The following is a 17,746-nucleotide window of genomic DNA, read 5'->3' on the forward strand; positions in this document are numbered from 1 at the left end:
TTGCACGCTCGCCGCTAGGATTGTTGAACAAACAGGTTATCAACCTAACCTCATTCATACATCTCTATTCACACTATAGGCCAGCATGACAACTCAGAGGTGCCTGATAAAGCAGCGCCCAATAATAAAACATTGATGAGCAGGAAGTATCGATCAGTGGCAACGTCCAATAGAAACAGGATTAAAAACATAACGTATAAACATTGTTGAAAAGGAAACCAGGCAATGAAACGCGATAATTTTGGAATTTGTCTTACTAAGACCATGCTGTTCAAACACTTGCAATCGACTTTTACTCACGTAAGAGCCTATGAGAAAGACGGTACCTCCCCTCTCGATCTCAAGGTATTGTTAGCGTTCCCGCAAATGTCGGGCAGAGATTTATTACAAACAATGCAAGGTTCAAGACAATTGGTGTGGCGCGCCGATCACCATTGTCCTGGCTTTAAATAAGCCGCTTCATTTTGTAAAAACGCTTCTATACTGAACTTAAAAAGCACGCTTATGCGTGCTTTTTAAGTTTCATTTATCTCTGATATCTTCATCACTCAATCCTATTTACACTTGGTTAACGAGTTATGAGACTTTCTCTAAGTGTGAGAGAATCTAATCAAGACAAATGACTATTGCCCTGTTAACATTAGAGTTAATACTCTAATTGGTATTTAATGCAGATGACCAAACCAAAATTTCGATACCTTGCGATCGCCAGCATGCTTCTCGGCACTATGGCTTCGCCAGGCTATGCAGCTCCGCTCACTTTTTCTGAAGCGTGGCAAATATTACAAGAAAACAACAACTCACTTGCGGCTCAACAAGCAAACGTTGAACGTTATCAACACCTTCAGAACTCAACGAGTAGCCTCAACTTGCCTTCTATCACCTTAGGGGCTAACTACACGCACCTTGATAGTGACGTGACGATTAATGGCGAACAGTTCACTGACAGCTTAAGTGGCGTGCCAAACTTAGGCGCAGTTGGAGGTATTCTTCAGCCTATATTAAGTGGGCTTGGCGGCGTTACCTCAACGATTACAGAACAAGACATCTTTAGCTCTTCCATTCGCGCGGTTTGGCCTATCTTCACTGGCGGGCGAATTACCGCTGCGCAAAATGCAGCTGAAGGTAAAAGCGAAGAAGCGCAAAGCCAGCTGTTGATGGAAAGACAAGCTCGCTACGAAGACTTAAGTAAATATTACTTCTCGGTGATCTTAGCGGAAGACGTCGTGAAAACGCGTCAAGCCGTTGAAGCTGGCTTAACTCAGCATCGTGATTTCGCCATCAAGCTTGAACAACAAGGGCAAATCGCACGAGTAGAACGCTTGCAAGCGGATGCGTCACTAGACAAAGCGGTTGTCGAGCGAACTAAAGCTCAAAACGATCTTAAGATTGCTCAATTAGCGCTGACTCAAATCCTTGGTCAGAGCCAAAGTGTAGAACCCTCAGAGCAACTGTTTATCAATAAGAACCTGCCTCATATGGATGTGTTCATTGACCAAACACTCATGACCTATCCCGGCCTTAAGATTCTTGATGCAAAAGAGAAACAAGCAAGCAGCTTAATTAAAGCTGAGAAAGGTAAATACTATCCAGAGGTATACCTTTACGGTGATTACAGCCTGTATGAAGATGACTCTCTAGCCAGCGAAATGAAACCCGATTGGTTAGTTGGCATTGGTGTGAATGTACCGCTGCTTGATACTTCTGGCCGTTCAGACAAAGTAGCCGCCGCTCACAGCGCGGTATCACAGGTTCAATTCCTGAAGTCGCAAGCTAAGCAAGACTTAACCGTGTTGGTACAGAAGACTTACCTTGAAGCAAACCAAGCAATTGAAGAGGTTCAAGGCCTCAACTCAAGCTTGGCTTTGGCTCAAGAAAACCTATTACTCCGTAAAAAAGCCTTCACTCAAGGACTTTCGAACTCGCTAGAAGTGGTTGATGCAGAGCTCTACCTTGCGAGCATCAAAACCCAGCAATCTGCTGCGCGATTCAAATACCTAATCTCTCTGAACAAGCTATTAGCGCTAACTAGCGAAATGAATGCTTACTCGAGTTACTTAACCTCTTCTGTTCCGTCTGACTTCGACTCAAAAACAGACACCGATAGCCAGTCAAAAGGATAATTCATGAAACCTATTAAGCCCCTTCTTCTATCTTTAGTTGGTATCGGCGTTATTGGCTGGGTCGGATACAGTTTCTACCAAGCTTACCAACCTCAGCCGGTTAAGCTTCAAGGTCAAATCGATGCGCAGCAATACAGCATCTCATCGAAAGTACCTGGCAGAATTGATGAAATATTCGTGCGTAAAGGCGATTCAGTTGAAAAAGGCGAATTGATCTTTTCTCTTCTTAGCCCTGAGATTGACGCGAAGCTAGAACAAGCAAAAGCAGGTCAAAAAGCTGCTGGCGCATTAGCAAAACAAGCAGAGAATGGTGCCCGTACTCAGCAAATCCAAGCCGCTAAAGACCAATGGTTGAAAGCAAAAGCGGCAGCCGATCTTATGGACAAAACCTACCAACGTGTAAACAACCTTTACAACGATGGTGTCGTTGCCGAGCAAAAACGCGATGAAGCAAAAACACAGTGGCAAGCGGCGAAGTACACCGAAAGTGCTGCGTTCCAAATGTATCAATTAGCACGAGAAGGCGCTCGTGACGAAACCAAAGTGGCAGCCGCTCAAAAAGCATTAATGGCGGCAGGTGCGGTGGCGGAAGTTGAAGCTTACGCAAAAGACACACAGATCCACAGTTGGTTTAATGGCGAAGTGTCTCAGGTGCTATTAAGCAGCGGTGAGCTCGCACCACAAGGTTTCCCTGTTGTGACTGTTATCGACACCAAGGATGCATGGGCCGTGCTCAATGTGCGTGAAGATATGCTTAAGCATTTCGAGAAAGGCAGCCAGTTTGAAGCGTACCTACCGGCTCTGGATAAATCATTAACTTTCCAAGTGACTCACATCGCCGTAATGGGTGATTTCGCGACTTGGCGTTCAACAGATGCAGCACAAGGCTTCGACTTACGTACTTTTGAAGTAGAAGCGCACCCTGTTAATACTAGCGAAACACTGCGTATGGGCATGAGCCTTGTGGTTGAGCTTTAGGTGACGTATGTCTGCTAACTTTCGATCGATAGGCTCGCGATCTACAGCCTCGCAATCTAGAGGCTCGCAATCTACAGCCTCACAATCTACAGGCTCACAATCTAGAGGCTCGCAATCAATTGAGCATCATAGAGCGAAGAATACCTTGCTTAGGCAGTGGGCGATTGTCCGCAAAGACAAATGGTTGTTGTCTTGCCTAACTTGGATACCTTTGCTTCTTGCTGCCAGTATTTGGCTGATTTTTTCGCAAGGGATCGCTCGTGACTTACCGGTTGCGGTTGTTGACTTGGAACACAGCCAAATTTCGCAGCAGTTCACACGTCTTGTTGATGCATCACCAACGCTGCAAGTCACTCAGAAATACAGCTCGGCGAGTGAAGCGGCGAAAGCGATGATTGAACGCGATATCTACGGTTATGTTGTGATACCAAGGCATTTTGACCGAGACCTTCTGCTCGGATTGAATCCGCAAGTGTCTGTGTTCTACAACAGCCAATTTATCTTGATAGGTAAGCTAGTGAATTCAGCGTTGTTGCAGGCTCAGGGGACTTTTAACGCGCAACTTGAGGTCGTTAAGCAGTTATCACACGGTGATACCACGGTGCAATCAGCATTAGGCCAAGCAGTAACAGTGCAAAGCCAGATCACGCCACTGTTCAACAAGAACACCAGTTATGCTCAGTTCTTGGTGTCTGCGGTTATTCCTGCACTATGGCAGATCATGATTGTGGTGGGCACGATATTGGTTTTGACGGCGAACGTTAGAGCTCGTGGTCTTCATGCTTGGTTATCCAACGCCCCGATGAAATCACTAACATCAACACTAGCGCCCTACCTTGTCTTGTTTTTGATGTTTGGTATCGCGTTTAGCTTTTGGTTCTATGTCCTCTTAGACTGGCCGTTTAACGGCAGTTTTGTGGCACTGACTGTCGCCCAACTGCTTACCGTCATCAGTTGTATCATCATGGGTTGTTTATTTTTCTTCTTAACGCTTGATCCTGCAAGGGCGATGAGTTTCGCTGGCGCCTTTACAGCACCAAGCTTTGCGTTCATGGGGATTACCTTTCCAGTAACCGACATGAACACAGCAGCGCAAATCTGGAGAAGCTTATTGCCCGTGAGTCACTACATCGAAGTACAAACAGCACAATCAAGTTATGGCGCGAGCGCGGCACAGTCGCTTATCAGCCTCTCCTCAATGTTTTGGTATGCGATTCCTGCTTTCGTGGTGATGTTGTTGATTAAGAAACACTTGGCGCAATCGAATCTGTCTGCACAAACGGATCTAACAGCCCAAGCAGCCCTATCTGCAAAAGCAACACCTTCAACACAACAAGAGAAATCTGAACAATCAGCACCACAAGGAGTAAAACGATGAGCTTTACTCAACTGCTCAAGCAAGAACTGTTAGCGGTACTGCGTAACCCTGTTGTACTTCTTACGGTATTTGGTGGTGTGGTCTTCTATTCATTCTTGTATCCATTGCCTTACGCGCACCAAGTTCCTCAGCAGCTTAGAGCCTCGGTAGTAAACTTGGACAAGAGTCAAAGCAGCTACCAATTAGAACGAATGGTGGATGCCACCTCTCAAATCGAATTGGTACGTCGAGACTCCAGCATCGCAGATGCAAAACAAGCCGTACTTAACCAAGAGATCGGTGGGTTCCTCGTCATTCCAGAAGACTTCTATAAAGACCTGCTGCTCGGTAAGAGCCCGACGCTTTCTTACGCCGGCGATGCTTCTTACTTCTTAGTGTATGGAACCATTGTTGAAGGGCTTGCCAAGGCGGGTGGCACGTTAGCTGCACAAGTTAAGGTCAGTCACTTGTTAGTAGAAGGAGTACCTTTAGAGTCCGCAGCCAAAGGCTACAGCGCGTTTAGCTTGAACCTAAAACCAACGTTCAATAGCCGCATGGGATACATCGATTACGTAGTTCCAGCCGTCTTTGTGTTGATCCTGCAACAAACCTTAGCCATGGCTTCTGGTTTAGTTGGGGCAACCCAAAACGCTCAATCTACGTTTGGCTATTGGAGTAAGACCTCTCCGGCAAAACTGATGCTTGCTCGCTGCTGTACTTTAGTTGGCATTTATTACTTGTTGTCGATGTACTACTTCGGCGCGAGCTTTTCGATGTATGGAATAAATTTGCTCGCCTCAACGACACAGATTTTGACTTTACTTCTGCCCTTCTTATTGGCCAGTTGTTTGATCGGGATTTTTATTGGTGAGCTAGTGCCAAGAAGAGAGTTAGTCACGGTTGTGGTGTTAATCAGTTCAATGCCGCTGATTTTCTCTTCAGGTTTTATCTGGCCTGTTGAAATGATGCCTGAATGGTTAGTACTGCTTTCACAGTTATTCCCAAGCACACCAGCTATCCAAGGTTTCTTAGCGCTTAATCAGATGGGTGCATCTTGGCAAGAAGTGGCGTCTCAATGGACATTGCTATGGGGACAAGTCGCTTTATGGGGTTCGTTATTAGCACTAAAGCTTTACCACAAGTCGAGTAAACATATTACTAGATCCGTGTAGCGCTAGTCTCTAAACGCTAAGCCTCATGTTCATGTTCATCGTAAACCATTAAAAAGGCTCTGATAAAGGGCCTTTTTAATACCCTCTGGCCTGATTCCATCTTCAGCCATCAATTGTTTAAACACTTCACAAGCACATATCGAATAATCAAACTCGCCGACTTCCCTGTGATCCCCCACTATACTTCACCTTAGCCCGTCGCTATAACAGCCACTGCATATGCCTTTTGCAACCTAAAAAGCATCGACTTATTCCAAAACAATGACAAAACCCGAACAATTGTAAATTTATTGTAAAAATTTCTTTGAGGGTATTATTTTTATGTATAGGATTATCAGTAGGGCTTGGTAGGCCGAATACCATAGTCTGATTGGTTCACATACCAAAAGGATATCCATACAAAGCAAGATCAGTACTTATATTTATTTCGTTTTTCGACCTAGCTACAGCCGTTTATGTTGCCGTCTAATGAAGTAGATAAATCACTGAAATGTAAAAAATCAAATAAAAAACAAACACAACAGCAGCAAACATAATTTAATAAAAAGACAGGGAAAACCATGAAAAACTTACGTGAATTATTTTTTGGGTTTATATTATTGTTTAGTTCCAGTGCATTTGCAGAAGAAGGATCATTTAGTCAAAGTATCAGTAACTTGAGCCAAAGTGTTGATGGTTTTTTCAATGACTACACAGGTTGGTTCGTTGGATTAATATTTAAAAGTGTCCCACTTGGTGAAGCAAACTTCCCAATCATTGTTGGCTGGCTATTGCTCGCCGCGATTATCTTTACTGTTTATTTTGGCTTTGTTCAATTTAAACGTGTTGGCATGGCCATAGACATTATCAAAGGAAAGTATACCGACCCTAACTCCAAAGAGGATGGCGAGGTTTCTCACTTTCAAGCGTTAACAACCGCGCTTTCAGGAACTGTCGGACTTGGTAATATTGCCGGTGTGGGTGCTGCACTTGCGATTGGTGGCCCTGGTGCGACATTCTGGATGATCTTGTGTGGTCTTCTGGGTATGGCGTCTAAATTTTGTGAGTGTACTTTAGGTGTAAAATACCGAACTATCTTACCTTCAGGTGTCGTTTCGGGTGGTCCAATGTACTACCTAAGCCAAGGTCTGAGCGAAAGAGGACTCGGTGGACTAGGTAAAGCCCTTGCAATTGGTTTTGCGTTAATGTGTATTTTGGGTGCGTTGGGCGGCGGTAACATGTTCCAAGCTAACCAAGCACATGCCATGTTAACTTACGCATTCGATGTACCAAGTGAATACGGTGTCATCACAGGGCTTGTACTCGCTACCTTAGTGTTTTCCGTTATCGTTGGCGGTATGCCTTCTATTGCGTCCGTAACAGAAAAAGTTGTTCCTTGGATGGCTGCTCTGTACATCGGTATGGCTCTGATTGTTATCGGTTCTAATCTTGATCAAGTTGGCCCTGCGTTCAGTGCAATCTTTACAGGTGCATTTACCGGTGAAGGCGTGGTTGGTGGATTTATTGGTGCCCTAATCCAAGGTCTAAAACGTGCAACATTCTCAAATGAAGCAGGTGTAGGTTCAGCAGCAATTGCTCACTCAGCAGTTAAAACAAAAGAACCAATCACTGAAGGTCTTGTATCACTACTAGAACCATTCGTTGATACGGTAATCATTTGTACAATGACGGCATTGGTAATCACTATCGCTGGCTTAAACGTAGGTCCATATGATGGAACAGGTTTAACGGGTGTAACGCTTACTGCTGCATCATTTACTGAAACGGCAGAAGTATTTAAATACACACTTGCTCTCGCGGTAATCATGTTTGCGTTCTCGACGATGATTTCTTGGTCGTACTACGGTCTTAAGGCTTGGACTTACCTATTTGGTGAAGGCAAAACAACGGAACTGATTTTTAAAGTGATGTTCTGTGTGTTTGTTGTTATTGGTGCGACGATTCAGTTTGGCGCGGTAATCGACTTCTCTGATGCGGCTATCTTTGCGATGTCTATCTTCAACATTCTTGGCCTGTACTTCCTAATGCCTGTTGTGAAGAAAGAACTGCAATCATTTGTTGCTCGTGTGAAATCAGGTGAAATCAAAACTTACGACAAATAACGTTTAGTGGAATGATGTTGATCTAATAACTAATTTAGGTCTCATAACGATACAGTTCTAATAAACGAGACTGTTCTAAAAATTTTTGTAAGACCCTTTGCTTGAGAAAGCGAGAACAGGACTGCAACTTATCCAAATCCCTACTAGCTTTGCTTGTGGGGATTTTTTATGCCTGAATGATTAGGCGAGTTGCTATCCTCAATGCCTTGCTCACTCTTTTCATCATCGTGTTCAACGTCGAAACGACGAACTAATTCTTCTACTTCGATCATATCTTTTTGCGCTAATGGCGAACAACAATCATCGAAACAATAAGCTATGGTGCAGTTCTCACAAAGATACTCTGGCATCACTTCATCCCTTGTCGTCAAAGCAGCCAAATGCGAGCTAGCAATCGACTGCGTGTTCATCCTGAACAACACTATTATGCAGCGACTCTGATCTGAAAATATGTATGCAAAGTCATTTAATAGACAACAAGTAACATATCGTTGTGGATATACGTAACTATTCACAAATATCTAAGCAAACAATGAAAACACTCAAATAATCAATAATGAGAAAGCGCCGGATCTATGCTCCCGAGAAAACGCAAAACGCCCACATCACGTGTGTGATGTGGGCGTTTCAATATTTACTGCAAACTATCTTTGGGTTGATTAAAGCCTGTGGCTTATAGACCCATCTCTTCAGTGAGCGTTTTGATCTGCTTAAGATCCATGGTGTGGACTTCAATCATTTGTCTGATATCACTCAGACGAGAGTTGGCGTTATCCTGCTTCTCACACGCGTCAGATTTAGCATCCCATGATGTGCCATCTAAGAAAACGTCGCACGCTTTCTTTAGAGAACCAAGGTTCTGCTCAAGTTCATTTTTTTCTTTCTCAAGCTTTTCAAGTTCTTGAGAGATCTGTAATTCTTTTCGGAAAACTTCACGCGAACGCTCAAACAAGGTCAACTGCATGTCAGCCTGACGATTAAGTTTCTGGTTGTCTTGCTGAGTTTGCTCTAACGTTTGCTTCTGTTCGTTTAGCTGCTGCTCTAACGAGTAGTTCGCTTTCTCTAAAACCGAAGACTGCTTCGCTAGGTCTTGGAGCTCTTTTTGATGTTCTTCTGTTTGTTTTACTAGAGCGGCTTCTACTTTTGCATCGATTTCGGTATCGACTTTTGCCACTTTAGTTTCAACGGATGTCATCAACTGTGTTTTGCTGTCATGCAGTTCTTGATAACGAGTTTCGAGTACCTGATAAGTGGACTCCCACTTCGAAGCCGTGATTGTAGAACCGATCAAGCCACCTAACGCCAAACCTATAACCGCAGCAATGCCGATATAAAGCTGACTGCGCTTATCGCGTTCTTCAATAACAACCACTTCATCTTGTTCGCTTTGTCCAGATTGCTGGTTCACTAGCGGGTACTCCCAAAAATTTGTTTAACGTTACACGGTCACTGGTACTGATACTGATACTGATACTGATACTGATACTTTAAGCTCAGTTAAACCTATTGCCCAAGCCAGAAGCACTTGAGCTTTGCTAACACGTTTATCCTATCTGCTCACAGACAGATTTAACGAGTTAACTCCGAAATCATCAGGCTGGCCGTATACAAAAGGAAGCTGCTAACGATAACAATCACTACCCATTTTTGCAGTTTTTCGTTTGTCCGGTAACGAAACAGCACAAATGCCAAAGCCAATAAAAAAACAATCGCTATTAATCGAGTCATAACTCCTCCTTGTTTCTCTATTTTATACCATTTAAATAAGCAAGTTACGTCAGAGACTCGTTGTTTGATCATTTAGTTGAACAACATTTGAGCAAACAGATATTTTGTAGCTGACATCACATTTTATATGATCTAGGATACGCCTACAGATTACCTAATTATTTAGGTAATTGTTCCGATGAAGACTGCAGGAGAGTGGTTTTTAACTAAATATTAACATTTAGTTAGATAAACCCGCCGAAGAAGTAAATCTTTCAGGCGCTTTGTGCTGGAGAAATCCAGAAAAGTGAGGACTGTCGTTGGAGGAACCTCTGGAGAGAACCGTACTACTTTTTTGTAGCAAGCGGTCGCCGAAGGAGCAAGCTTAGTGCCCGTTACTTATCTATAAGTGATTCGCTAAGTGAAACTCTCAGGCAAAAGGACAGAGGAGTGGAAAGCAACAGCCTTAATTAACAAAAGAATTCTATCTAGAAATCCGTATGTATTAAGTAGTGCTATCGATCCCTGTGATCTGCACTGCCTTCCCTCTTCTCCTTAAATTTTTAATTTATTAAGGGGAAACTATGAACCATCTACAAGCTACACTTCAAACCATCAACCAATTCGTTTGGGGACCACCGCTGCTTATTCTGCTAGTGGGAACGGGGATCTACTTTACTTTTCGCCTAGGCTTACTCCAGTTTAGACACCTCCCAACCGCACTAAAAATGGTGTTCACCAAAGACAAATCCGGCAAGGGTGACGTATCAAGCTTCGCCGCTTTGTGTACTGCACTTTCCGCAACTATTGGTACCGGTAATATCGTAGGTGTAGCGACCGCAATCAAGATTGGTGGCCCTGGTGCCCTATTCTGGATGTGGCTTGCCGCTGTATTTGGTATGGCGACCAAATACGCAGAATGTCTACTTGCCGTTAAATACCGCAGAACCGATAGCAATGGCGAAATGGTTGGCGGCCCAATGTACTACCTGCAATACGGTGTCGGCTCACGAATCTTAGCGGTAATGTTCGCTGTCTTCGCGTTAGGTGTTGCCTGCTTCGGTATTGGTACCTTCCCACAAGTCAACGCTATTTTAGACGCAACTCAAATTTCGTTTGGTGCTTCTCGTGAGATGTCTGCTGTCGTTCTTACGATATTGGTGGCAGTGGTAACCCTTGGTGGTATTCAATCTATCGCGAAGGTAGCAGGAAAAGTGGTTCCAACCATGGCAATTATGTACATCGTCGCGTGTTTGAGCGTGCTGGTTTCAAATGCCGACCAACTACTGAATGCCATTACCCTTGTGGTTACCTCTGCGTTTACCAACACCGCTGCAACCGGTGGTTTCTTTGGTGCGAGCATCATGCTTGCTATCCAGTCAGGTATCGCTCGTGGTGTGTTCTCGAACGAATCAGGCCTAGGCAGTGCGCCAATGGCGGCAGCGGCGGCAAAAACAGACTCGTGCGTGAAGCAAGGGCTTGTCTCTATGACCGGTACCTTCTTCGATACTATCATCATCTGTACGATGACAGGTTTGGCGCTTATCTTAACGGGTGCTTGGCAGACTGACCTTTCTGGTGCTGCGATGACCACTCATGCATTCGCTGTGGGTTTAAACGCCGATACTCTAGGTCCAATGTTAGTTTCGATTGGCTTAATCTTCTTTGCGTTTACAACGATTTTAGGCTGGAACTACTATGGTGAGCGCTGTGTTGTTTTCTTACTAGGTACCAAAGCAGTACTACCTTACAAAATCATCTTCATTGCGTTGGTTGCTTCTGGTGCATTCCTAAAACTCGACATGATCTGGCTGATGGCTGATATCGTGAACGGCCTAATGGCTATTCCTAACCTAATCGGTCTTATCTTGTTACGCCACGTTGTCATCGAAGAAACAAAGCTATTCTTCAAACCTTTAACTTCTTCAAATGATTGTGAAGCCGTTAAAGCATAACTTGAATTGATTGAACACCAAGCCCGCAATAAATGCGGGCTTTTTTATTGATTCAACACTTCAAATGACTACATTATTACTTGTCCTATATACCCAAAAATATAATAAGATATTTATTCGGCGACTGTTCTAATTAAAATAATGAAAAGACTAATAAAAAGGTCACTAATAAAACCAACGCTTAATTAGATGTTACTTATATTTAACAGGTTGTGTCTAAATAGCGTCATTTTTATCATAAACGAATAAGAAACATTTTGTTTCAACCACACAAAAAAACACCATAATAAAATATGTGACTTTAATTCACATATGAGTCAGTTTATAGTCATCTACACTCTTGAGAGAATTATAATAAAAATAAAATGTTGGCTATATGATCAAATTTGACCCAATTAAAAACCGTATTTATAACGACGAACGTTCTATTAAAATAGGATATCGTGAGACTCGTGTTTTAGAGTTATTACTTAAAAAATCTCCTGAGATTGTGCGCAAACAAGATATTATTAGTTTCGCATGGGGAAGCGAATTCATTGGTGATACGTCACTAGCGAAATGTATCAGCTTGCTTCGCCAAGGATTCGTTAAGCTCGGTATCAAAGAGACGCCAATCGTGACAGTGCCAAAGGTTGGTTACCGCCTTATCGATGGTTGTGTCTTGCTCGAATCGCAGCCACAAAGTGGAGCCACTATACTTCTCACTCCAGTGAGCGACCACATATCGCTAAGTCATACCAGTTCACTAAGTCATAGCAGTTCATTAGGTAATCGCTGTTCACAAGGTCATGACAGTTCACAAGGTCAAAGCAGTATTGCGCTCTCTCTTGCAAGTAGCCATGAATCTGAATCTAAAAAGACGACACCTGCTTACCAACAAATCGGCTCATACCGAAATAGACTGTGTTACTTCACTACTGGATGTTTGCTGCTGGCATCCGCGTTATTGGCTTTCGCTAAAGTTAATGAGAGAAACCTCAGTGATATCAACCCGGTTAACCGACTAAACGAGCAGTGGATTGGTCAAGTACAAGTTTTCCAAGATCCTGAAATGGCGATGACTCCTGAGCTAGAAAGCATCCTCTATCAGTATCAATGTGATTGTGTGGCGTACGTTAGCGAAGAGCCCGGCTATTCAGAACTCTCCGTACTCAACAAAGCAACACGCCAGTCTGTCAATATCTTTTACACGTCAACACAATTGGATCGAGCTAGCACCGAGCTGGCGCTATTCCTAGAGAGAGGCCAACTATGATGCCATTCGTTGCACTCATTTCCGCATTCGCTTTATTAGTTGGCATATGGAATATCCCTTCGCCCCAACCAAAAGAAGAGCATCGCTATCAACATAGCGTGGTGGACTTCATAATGGATGACAATGTATTACGTACCGATGGATTAACAAAAATAAGTAACAACGAAGTCCTGCACCTTATGTCAGTCCAGGACGACAGCATGCCCAACCCGATTGTCCTGAGATTCAAAGGAAAAGCTAACCCTTCTCAATCATTTTTCTTTTCTATATCTGGTACCATCGACTTAGTCTCTGTACAAAAAATAAATAAAACAATGAATGACAGCCTATTGTCACCTTATCTTTTAATCAACAATGACCCATTAACGATAAAGATTGATATCTTAAGTTCAAATGATTTATTTGCCATAATAAAAACGTGTAATACAGGCCGAACACAACTTCTGGCTAAGCGATAATTAGGAACAGTTTTTCCACCAGCAACCGCAACTTTATTATCAAATGACGATCTTTGCCGATATTACACATAGAAAACGGATGGTTATTTTTATTCTTCTATCAGTAATACAATGGCGACTTGATCCTGACTTAAAGTGTTTCAATTTTAAAAAGGTCGCACATCAAGATATCCAATCTAGATTTAGACTCCTTATGGTTCAATAACCGCCTTAAAGTTACGAACATTGTGAATGGTTATATCTAGCTTTCTACTTAACCATTCACATCAAGCGTAACGAAATAACATCAAAGCGTTTTGACGTTTAAGCCCAAATAATAACACTCTATTTTTCTAAAAACGGTTTGAGCCCCATCAAATAATTTCCTTTAAGTTGCATACACTTTCACCATATAAACACATTCAACAATACAACCTGATGAATTCAAAGGGTAAATTAATTCAAGCCTTTTCAGTATCTATCTATTTATCAACATGAAAAAGTGAACTTGTCTTGTTAACTACACGGCACACAAAACATTATCAAAATAGAAAAATTACAAACGAGGGAATTGTTAATGATTAGTATAAACAGAAGTCTCTTAGCAACCGCAGTGTTGTCTGTTCTATCAACCGGTGTAAACGCAAAGGTGTACCCGGACCAAATAGTGTTTGACCAACTTGGTGAAGATGTATGTCGCTCTGGTTATCGTCCTTTAGACCGTTATGAAGCCGAAGAGCAGAAGAGTGCTTTGGTCGCTCGTATGGGCACTTGGCAGATTACCGGGTTAAAAGGAAACTGGGTAATCATGGGGCCTGGTTATCATGGCGAAATTAAACAATCAAACAGCGGGTCGACGTTCTGTTATCCGAACAATGACCAATCTGAAATACCAAATTACTCTGCTAAAGCCGTCACAGAAGGCAGCGAGATAGACGTTGAATATGACTTAGTAAACAACCGCAATGATTTTGTACGCCCTCTTAGCTATCTAGCTCACAACCTAGGTTATGCATGGGTTGGCGGTAACAACAGTCAGTATGTTGGTGAGGACATGACCATTAACCGCTCGGGTGACTCTTGGGTGATACAAGGTAACAACAGTGGCTCTTGTGATGGTTATCGCTGTAACGAAAAGACTAAGATCACCGTCGACAACTTCACCTACACCGTTAATGACAATAACTTTTGGCACGGCGATGTCGTCGAGTCCGATCGTGAACTGGTTAAAACGGTTTACGCAACCGCGAGAAACAGAAGCGACATCGCGCAGCAAGTCGTTGTCGACCTAAAAGTCGATGAGTCTACAAATTGGTCGAAAACGAATAGCTATGGGTTCTCTGAAAGTGTTCAAACAGAGAATACATTCAAGTGGCCTTTGGTTGGCGAGACTAAGCTTACAATCAAGTTAGAAGCGAACCAGAGCTTTGCTGAAACCAATGGCAACTCCACTAGCGAGCAAGTAACACTGCAAGCTCGTCCTATGGTTCCAGCGAATTCGGAGCTGCCGATTCGAGTTGAGTTGTATCGTTCAACCATCTCTTATCCGTACCGATTCAACGCTGACATCAGTTACGATGTTGAATTTAACGGCTTCCTTCGTTGGGGTGGTAACGCATGGCACACCCACCCAGATAACCGCCCGTACAAAGCTCACACCTTCACTATGGGTCGCAGCAGCAATGAATCAGCCGATATTCGTTACCAATGGGATCACAGATACATTCCAGGCGAAACAAAATGGTGGGACTGGGGCTGGGCTATCAAAGAAGCCGGTTTATCGAGCATGCAGTACGCGACTGGAGGAAGCTTACGCCCATTCCACTCCTACGTATCCGGTGATTTCAACGCTGAATCTCAATTTGCAGGCACCATTGAGATTGGCCAAGCAACACCAATTACTAACAGTTTACGCAGCAAAAGAAGCGTTGATTCAGTCAACGAAACCACTGAGCGCATTGGCGATATCGAAGTTACCACCAACTTCAATGCAGATGAGTTGAGTGACTTAGGTTTCGAAGGCGCTGAGATGAACATTAGCGTTGTCGAATAACGCAGTAGCTCACATCTAACACTCGGTTTACCAGTAACAAAAAAGCCCACGGCAGTGTTTATATACAAACCTAACGTGGGCTTTCTTCTTTTTAGTTCAATTGTGTAGAGCCTTTAGGGCGACTCTCAATAACCTATACCCAAAACGGTTCAGGTTATACTGGCTCTTCCATCAGAAGCTTAACACCCAGCCCCACCAGCACCATGCCTGTCACGCCTTCCATCCACTTCATAAAACTCGCGTTTTTGAGCAAGTTTTTAGCCGAGTTAAGAGCGCCAGCCAAACCACATTGCCATACCATCGCAATCATAAAGTGTACCGAAGCCATCAACATAGATTGCAATAAAGGCGAACCTTCAGGGTTTACAAATTGAGGTAAAAAGGCCAGATAGAAAACTGCTGTTTTTGGGTTAAGAACGTTAGACAGAAAGCCCTCACGCAAAGAACGCTTTGCACTGTATGCTTGCTGAGCTTGCTCCCCGACCTGCATCCCACCGCCATTTTTCATCAAAGCGCGTAGACTGCTTAAGCCAAGCCAGATTAGGTAAACCGCACCCACCATCTTAACGGCTTGAAAGAGCTCAGCAGACTGGGCAAGAATCGCAGAGATCCCCACAGCAGAGAAAAAGGCGTGTACATACAAGCCGCTACAAATACCAAAGCTCGTCATAACACCGTCAGATAAACCCGAGCGGCTCGTGTTGCGAATCACTAAAGCCGTATCTAAGCCCGGCGTTAGCGTTAAAATAGTGATGGCAATTAGAAATGCCTCAAAGTTCAAAATATCCATATTATTGTCATTGTTGTTCAGCGATCTATCATCAATACCGCTTATCTGAACAATTCGCAAGCAACAATTGCCATCTGCTATACAAGTCACTGATTTTGTGCACAATGGAACAGTTTGATTTGTTAAGAAATAGTAAATTCTAGGCATCGTACTGCCTCATGCTTTTATCGCTATGTCTTCTATCGCTGTATCTTCAACTACGAAGTACTGCGTCATTAAAAAGCAGAGCCATAATCAAAGTACACGAGAGATGAACCTTAAAGCTGACGCTGTCCTAAGGATCATTTAAAGAAACCAAATTAAGAGTAGTCAAATGAGCGCATTCAAAAAACTAGTCGAGCACTCTCAAAAATGTTCACGCTTTCAACACCTCGCCTCTATTTGTGGTTGGGACCAAGCTTCAATGATGCCTGCCGGTGGTAACCAAGCTCGTAGTGAAGCGATGGCCGAACTTTCGGTTCATATTCACGGGTTGATGACGCAACCACAGCTTGGCGATTGGATTACAGATGCTGAAAACGAAGCGCTAAATGGCGAGCAACAATCGTCTCTGCGTGAAATTAAACGCCAATGGCAACAAGCTAACCTACTTCCAGAAAAACTGGTTGAAGCGAAATCTCTAGCGGGTTCGAAATGTGAACATGCATGGCGCAGCCAACGTGGTAACAACGACTGGGTTGGATTCGAAAAGAACTGGCGTGAAGTGGTTGAGCTATCTCGTGAAGAAGCGCAGATCCGCGCCGATGCAGCGAACCTAACGCCTTATGATGCAATGCTGGATATCTATGAACCGGGCACCAGCTCTGCTTCGCTTGATATCTTGTTTGCAGACGTTAAAACCTGGCTACCAAACCTGATTGACGAAGTCATCGAAAAACAGTCGAGCGAGCAATTTAATGCGCCATCTGGGATCTATTCGACCGAGAAACAGAAAGCACTGGGTTTAGAAGTCATGAAGCTGCTTCAGTTCGATTTTGAACATGGCCGACTAGATGAAAGTGTTCACCCATTCTGTGGCGGCGTGCCTTCAGACGTACGCATCACAACCCGATACGACGAAGCGGAGTTCGTTCAAAGCTTAATGGGTATTGTGCATGAAACAGGACACGCACGTTACGAACAAGGCTTACCAAAACACCTAGCAGGCCAACCAGCGGGCGAAGCGCGCTCTATGGGCATCCACGAATCTCAATCTTTGTTCTTCGAGATGCAAGTTGGCCGCAGCGACCCATTCATCGGGCACTTAGCCAACCTAGCAGGACAACAGTTCTCAGGCTCAGAATTTGAGAAAGCGAACTTCCAGAAGATCTACACTCGCGTGAAGAAAGACTTCATCCGTGTCGATGCTGATGAGCTGACCTACCCTGCACACGTTATCTTACGTTACGAAATTGAACGTGATTTGATCAACGGAAAGATCAAACACACCGACGTTCCAGAGTTATGGAATACCAAGATGCAGTCATACCTTGGCTTAAACACTCAAGGAAATTTCACTAATGGCTGCATGCAGGATATTCACTGGACAGACGGCGCATTCGGTTACTTCCCATCTTACACACTAGGTGCGATGTACGCGGCTCAGTTCATGGCTTCAATGAAGAAAACAGTCGATGTGAACTCTGTGATTGAAAGTGGCGACCTATCACCTATCTTCACTTGGTTAGAATCGAATATTTGGAGTAAAGGCAGCCTGCTTAACACCGATGACTTGGTGAAAGGCGCAACGGGCGAAACCTTGAATGCGCAGTACTTCAAAGACCACCTAAGAAGCCGTTACCTTTAGTGTTTTATTAAAGAGTTTTCGAACAAAGAAA

15 protein-coding genes and 1 riboswitch are annotated in these 17,746 nt (G+C 43.7%); of the genes, 11 read left to right on the top strand and 4 right to left on the bottom strand.

From position 1 onward, the window contains the following. Nucleotides 1-225: 225 nt before the first annotated feature. The 6 genes from AC3CH4_RS08535 (at nt 226) to AC3CH4_RS08560 (ending at nt 7,732) form a co-directional block, all read left to right on the top strand. Complete coding sequence (locus AC3CH4_RS08535) at nt 226-453, top strand: hypothetical protein (protein WP_004733582.1); 228 nt, start codon at nt 226-228, stop codon at nt 451-453. A 215-nt stretch (nt 454-668) separates the two neighbouring features. After that, nucleotides 669-2,123: a TolC family protein gene (locus AC3CH4_RS08540; protein WP_473575489.1), complete on the top strand. Its 1,455-nt coding sequence runs from the start codon at nt 669-671 to the stop codon at nt 2,121-2,123. Nucleotides 2,124-2,126: 3 nt separating this feature from the next. Next, nucleotides 2,127-3,101, top strand: a complete 975-nt coding sequence (locus tag AC3CH4_RS08545; RefSeq protein ID WP_004733580.1) for an HlyD family secretion protein — start codon at nt 2,127-2,129, stop codon at nt 3,099-3,101. A 7-nt stretch (nt 3,102-3,108) separates the two neighbouring features. Then, nucleotides 3,109-4,479 (top strand): ABC transporter permease, encoded by a 1,371-nt coding sequence (locus AC3CH4_RS08550; RefSeq protein WP_488542814.1) that lies wholly within the window; start codon nt 3,109-3,111, stop codon nt 4,477-4,479. Then, complete coding sequence (locus AC3CH4_RS08555) at nt 4,476-5,630, top strand: ABC transporter permease (RefSeq protein WP_488542815.1); 1,155 nt, start codon at nt 4,476-4,478, stop codon at nt 5,628-5,630. Before AC3CH4_RS08550 ends, AC3CH4_RS08555 begins: the two co-directional genes overlap by 4 nt. A gap of 560 nt (nt 5,631-6,190) precedes the next feature. After that, nucleotides 6,191-7,732 carry an alanine/glycine:cation symporter family protein gene (locus tag AC3CH4_RS08560; protein ID WP_004733576.1) on the top strand — a complete coding sequence of 514 codons (1,542 nt, stop codon included), beginning with the start codon at nt 6,191-6,193 and terminating at the stop codon, nt 7,730-7,732. Between the two features lie 143 nt (nt 7,733-7,875). On the opposite strand, the gene AC3CH4_RS08565 is transcribed toward AC3CH4_RS08560, so the two are convergent. The 3 genes from AC3CH4_RS08565 to AC3CH4_RS08575 form a co-directional block, all read right to left on the bottom strand. Then, a complete protein-coding gene (locus AC3CH4_RS08565; RefSeq protein WP_102557439.1) occupies nt 7,876-8,082 on the bottom strand; it encodes a hypothetical protein in 207 nt (68 codons plus the stop codon). A gap of 323 nt (nt 8,083-8,405) precedes the next feature. Beyond that, nucleotides 8,406-9,140, bottom strand: a complete 735-nt coding sequence (locus AC3CH4_RS08570; protein ID WP_488542816.1) for a chromosome partitioning protein ParA — start codon at nt 9,138-9,140, stop codon at nt 8,406-8,408. Between the two features lie 161 nt (nt 9,141-9,301). Next, entirely contained in the window at nt 9,302-9,460 is a 159-nt protein-coding gene (locus AC3CH4_RS08575) for a hypothetical protein (protein WP_004733573.1), read from the bottom strand. A gap of 301 nt (nt 9,461-9,761) precedes the next feature. Beyond that, nucleotides 9,762-9,895: riboswitch (glycine riboswitch) on the top strand. 128 nt (nt 9,896-10,023) lie between these two features. Between AC3CH4_RS08575 and AC3CH4_RS08580 the strand changes: the two genes are divergently transcribed. From AC3CH4_RS08580 to AC3CH4_RS08595, 4 genes are all read left to right on the top strand, one after another. Continuing rightward, a complete protein-coding gene (locus AC3CH4_RS08580; protein WP_372244072.1) occupies nt 10,024-11,394 on the top strand; it encodes an alanine/glycine:cation symporter family protein in 1,371 nt (456 codons plus the stop codon). A 376-nt stretch (nt 11,395-11,770) separates the two neighbouring features. Continuing rightward, nucleotides 11,771-12,649, top strand: a complete 879-nt coding sequence (locus AC3CH4_RS08585) for a winged helix-turn-helix domain-containing protein (RefSeq protein WP_488542817.1) — start codon at nt 11,771-11,773, stop codon at nt 12,647-12,649. After that, nucleotides 12,646-13,107, top strand: coding sequence for a hypothetical protein (locus tag AC3CH4_RS08590; protein WP_488542818.1), 462 nt, complete (start codon nt 12,646-12,648; stop codon nt 13,105-13,107). The genes AC3CH4_RS08585 and AC3CH4_RS08590 overlap by 4 nt, the downstream gene beginning before the upstream one ends. Before the next feature lie 556 nt (nt 13,108-13,663). Next, nucleotides 13,664-15,139 (top strand): aerolysin family beta-barrel pore-forming toxin, encoded by a 1,476-nt coding sequence (locus tag AC3CH4_RS08595; RefSeq protein ID WP_171308705.1) that lies wholly within the window; start codon nt 13,664-13,666, stop codon nt 15,137-15,139. A gap of 154 nt (nt 15,140-15,293) precedes the next feature. Here AC3CH4_RS08595 and AC3CH4_RS08600 read toward each other — a convergent pair whose 3' ends face one another. Beyond that, nucleotides 15,294-15,929 (bottom strand): LysE family translocator, encoded by a 636-nt coding sequence (locus AC3CH4_RS08600; protein ID WP_171308706.1) that lies wholly within the window; start codon nt 15,927-15,929, stop codon nt 15,294-15,296. A gap of 313 nt (nt 15,930-16,242) precedes the next feature. Here AC3CH4_RS08600 and AC3CH4_RS08605 point away from each other — a divergent pair, with 313 nt between their 5' ends. Further along, complete coding sequence (locus AC3CH4_RS08605; protein ID WP_488542819.1) at nt 16,243-17,715, top strand: carboxypeptidase M32; 1,473 nt, start codon at nt 16,243-16,245, stop codon at nt 17,713-17,715. Nucleotides 17,716-17,746 lie beyond the last annotated feature (31 nt).

The sequence above is a fragment of the Vibrio sp. QJM3NY_26 genome, from assembly GCF_057786005.1.

What these genes read in the sequence shown, in the direction of transcription:
- AC3CH4_RS08535 (WP_004733582.1), top strand. Translation starts at nt 226, where the DNA reads ATGAAACGCGATAATTTTGGAATTTGTCTTACTAAGACCATGCTGTTC.
- AC3CH4_RS08540 (WP_473575489.1), top strand. Translation starts at nt 669, where the DNA reads ATGCAGATGACCAAACCAAAATTTCGATACCTTGCGATCGCCAGCATG.
- AC3CH4_RS08545 (WP_004733580.1), top strand. Translation starts at nt 2,127, where the DNA reads ATGAAACCTATTAAGCCCCTTCTTCTATCTTTAGTTGGTATCGGCGTT.
- AC3CH4_RS08550 (WP_488542814.1), top strand. Translation starts at nt 3,109, where the DNA reads ATGTCTGCTAACTTTCGATCGATAGGCTCGCGATCTACAGCCTCGCAA.
- AC3CH4_RS08555 (WP_488542815.1), top strand. Translation starts at nt 4,476, where the DNA reads ATGAGCTTTACTCAACTGCTCAAGCAAGAACTGTTAGCGGTACTGCGT.
- AC3CH4_RS08560 (WP_004733576.1), top strand. Translation starts at nt 6,191, where the DNA reads ATGAAAAACTTACGTGAATTATTTTTTGGGTTTATATTATTGTTTAGT.
- AC3CH4_RS08565 (WP_102557439.1), bottom strand. Translation starts at nt 8,082, where the DNA reads ATGCCAGAGTATCTTTGTGAGAACTGCACCATAGCTTATTGTTTCGAT.
- AC3CH4_RS08575 (WP_004733573.1), bottom strand. Translation starts at nt 9,460, where the DNA reads ATGACTCGATTAATAGCGATTGTTTTTTTATTGGCTTTGGCATTTGTG.
- AC3CH4_RS08580 (WP_372244072.1), top strand. Translation starts at nt 10,024, where the DNA reads ATGAACCATCTACAAGCTACACTTCAAACCATCAACCAATTCGTTTGG.
- AC3CH4_RS08585 (WP_488542817.1), top strand. Translation starts at nt 11,771, where the DNA reads ATGATCAAATTTGACCCAATTAAAAACCGTATTTATAACGACGAACGT.
- AC3CH4_RS08590 (WP_488542818.1), top strand. Translation starts at nt 12,646, where the DNA reads ATGATGCCATTCGTTGCACTCATTTCCGCATTCGCTTTATTAGTTGGC.
- AC3CH4_RS08595 (WP_171308705.1), top strand. Translation starts at nt 13,664, where the DNA reads ATGATTAGTATAAACAGAAGTCTCTTAGCAACCGCAGTGTTGTCTGTT.
- AC3CH4_RS08600 (WP_171308706.1), bottom strand. Translation starts at nt 15,929, where the DNA reads ATGGATATTTTGAACTTTGAGGCATTTCTAATTGCCATCACTATTTTA.
- AC3CH4_RS08605 (WP_488542819.1), top strand. Translation starts at nt 16,243, where the DNA reads ATGAGCGCATTCAAAAAACTAGTCGAGCACTCTCAAAAATGTTCACGC.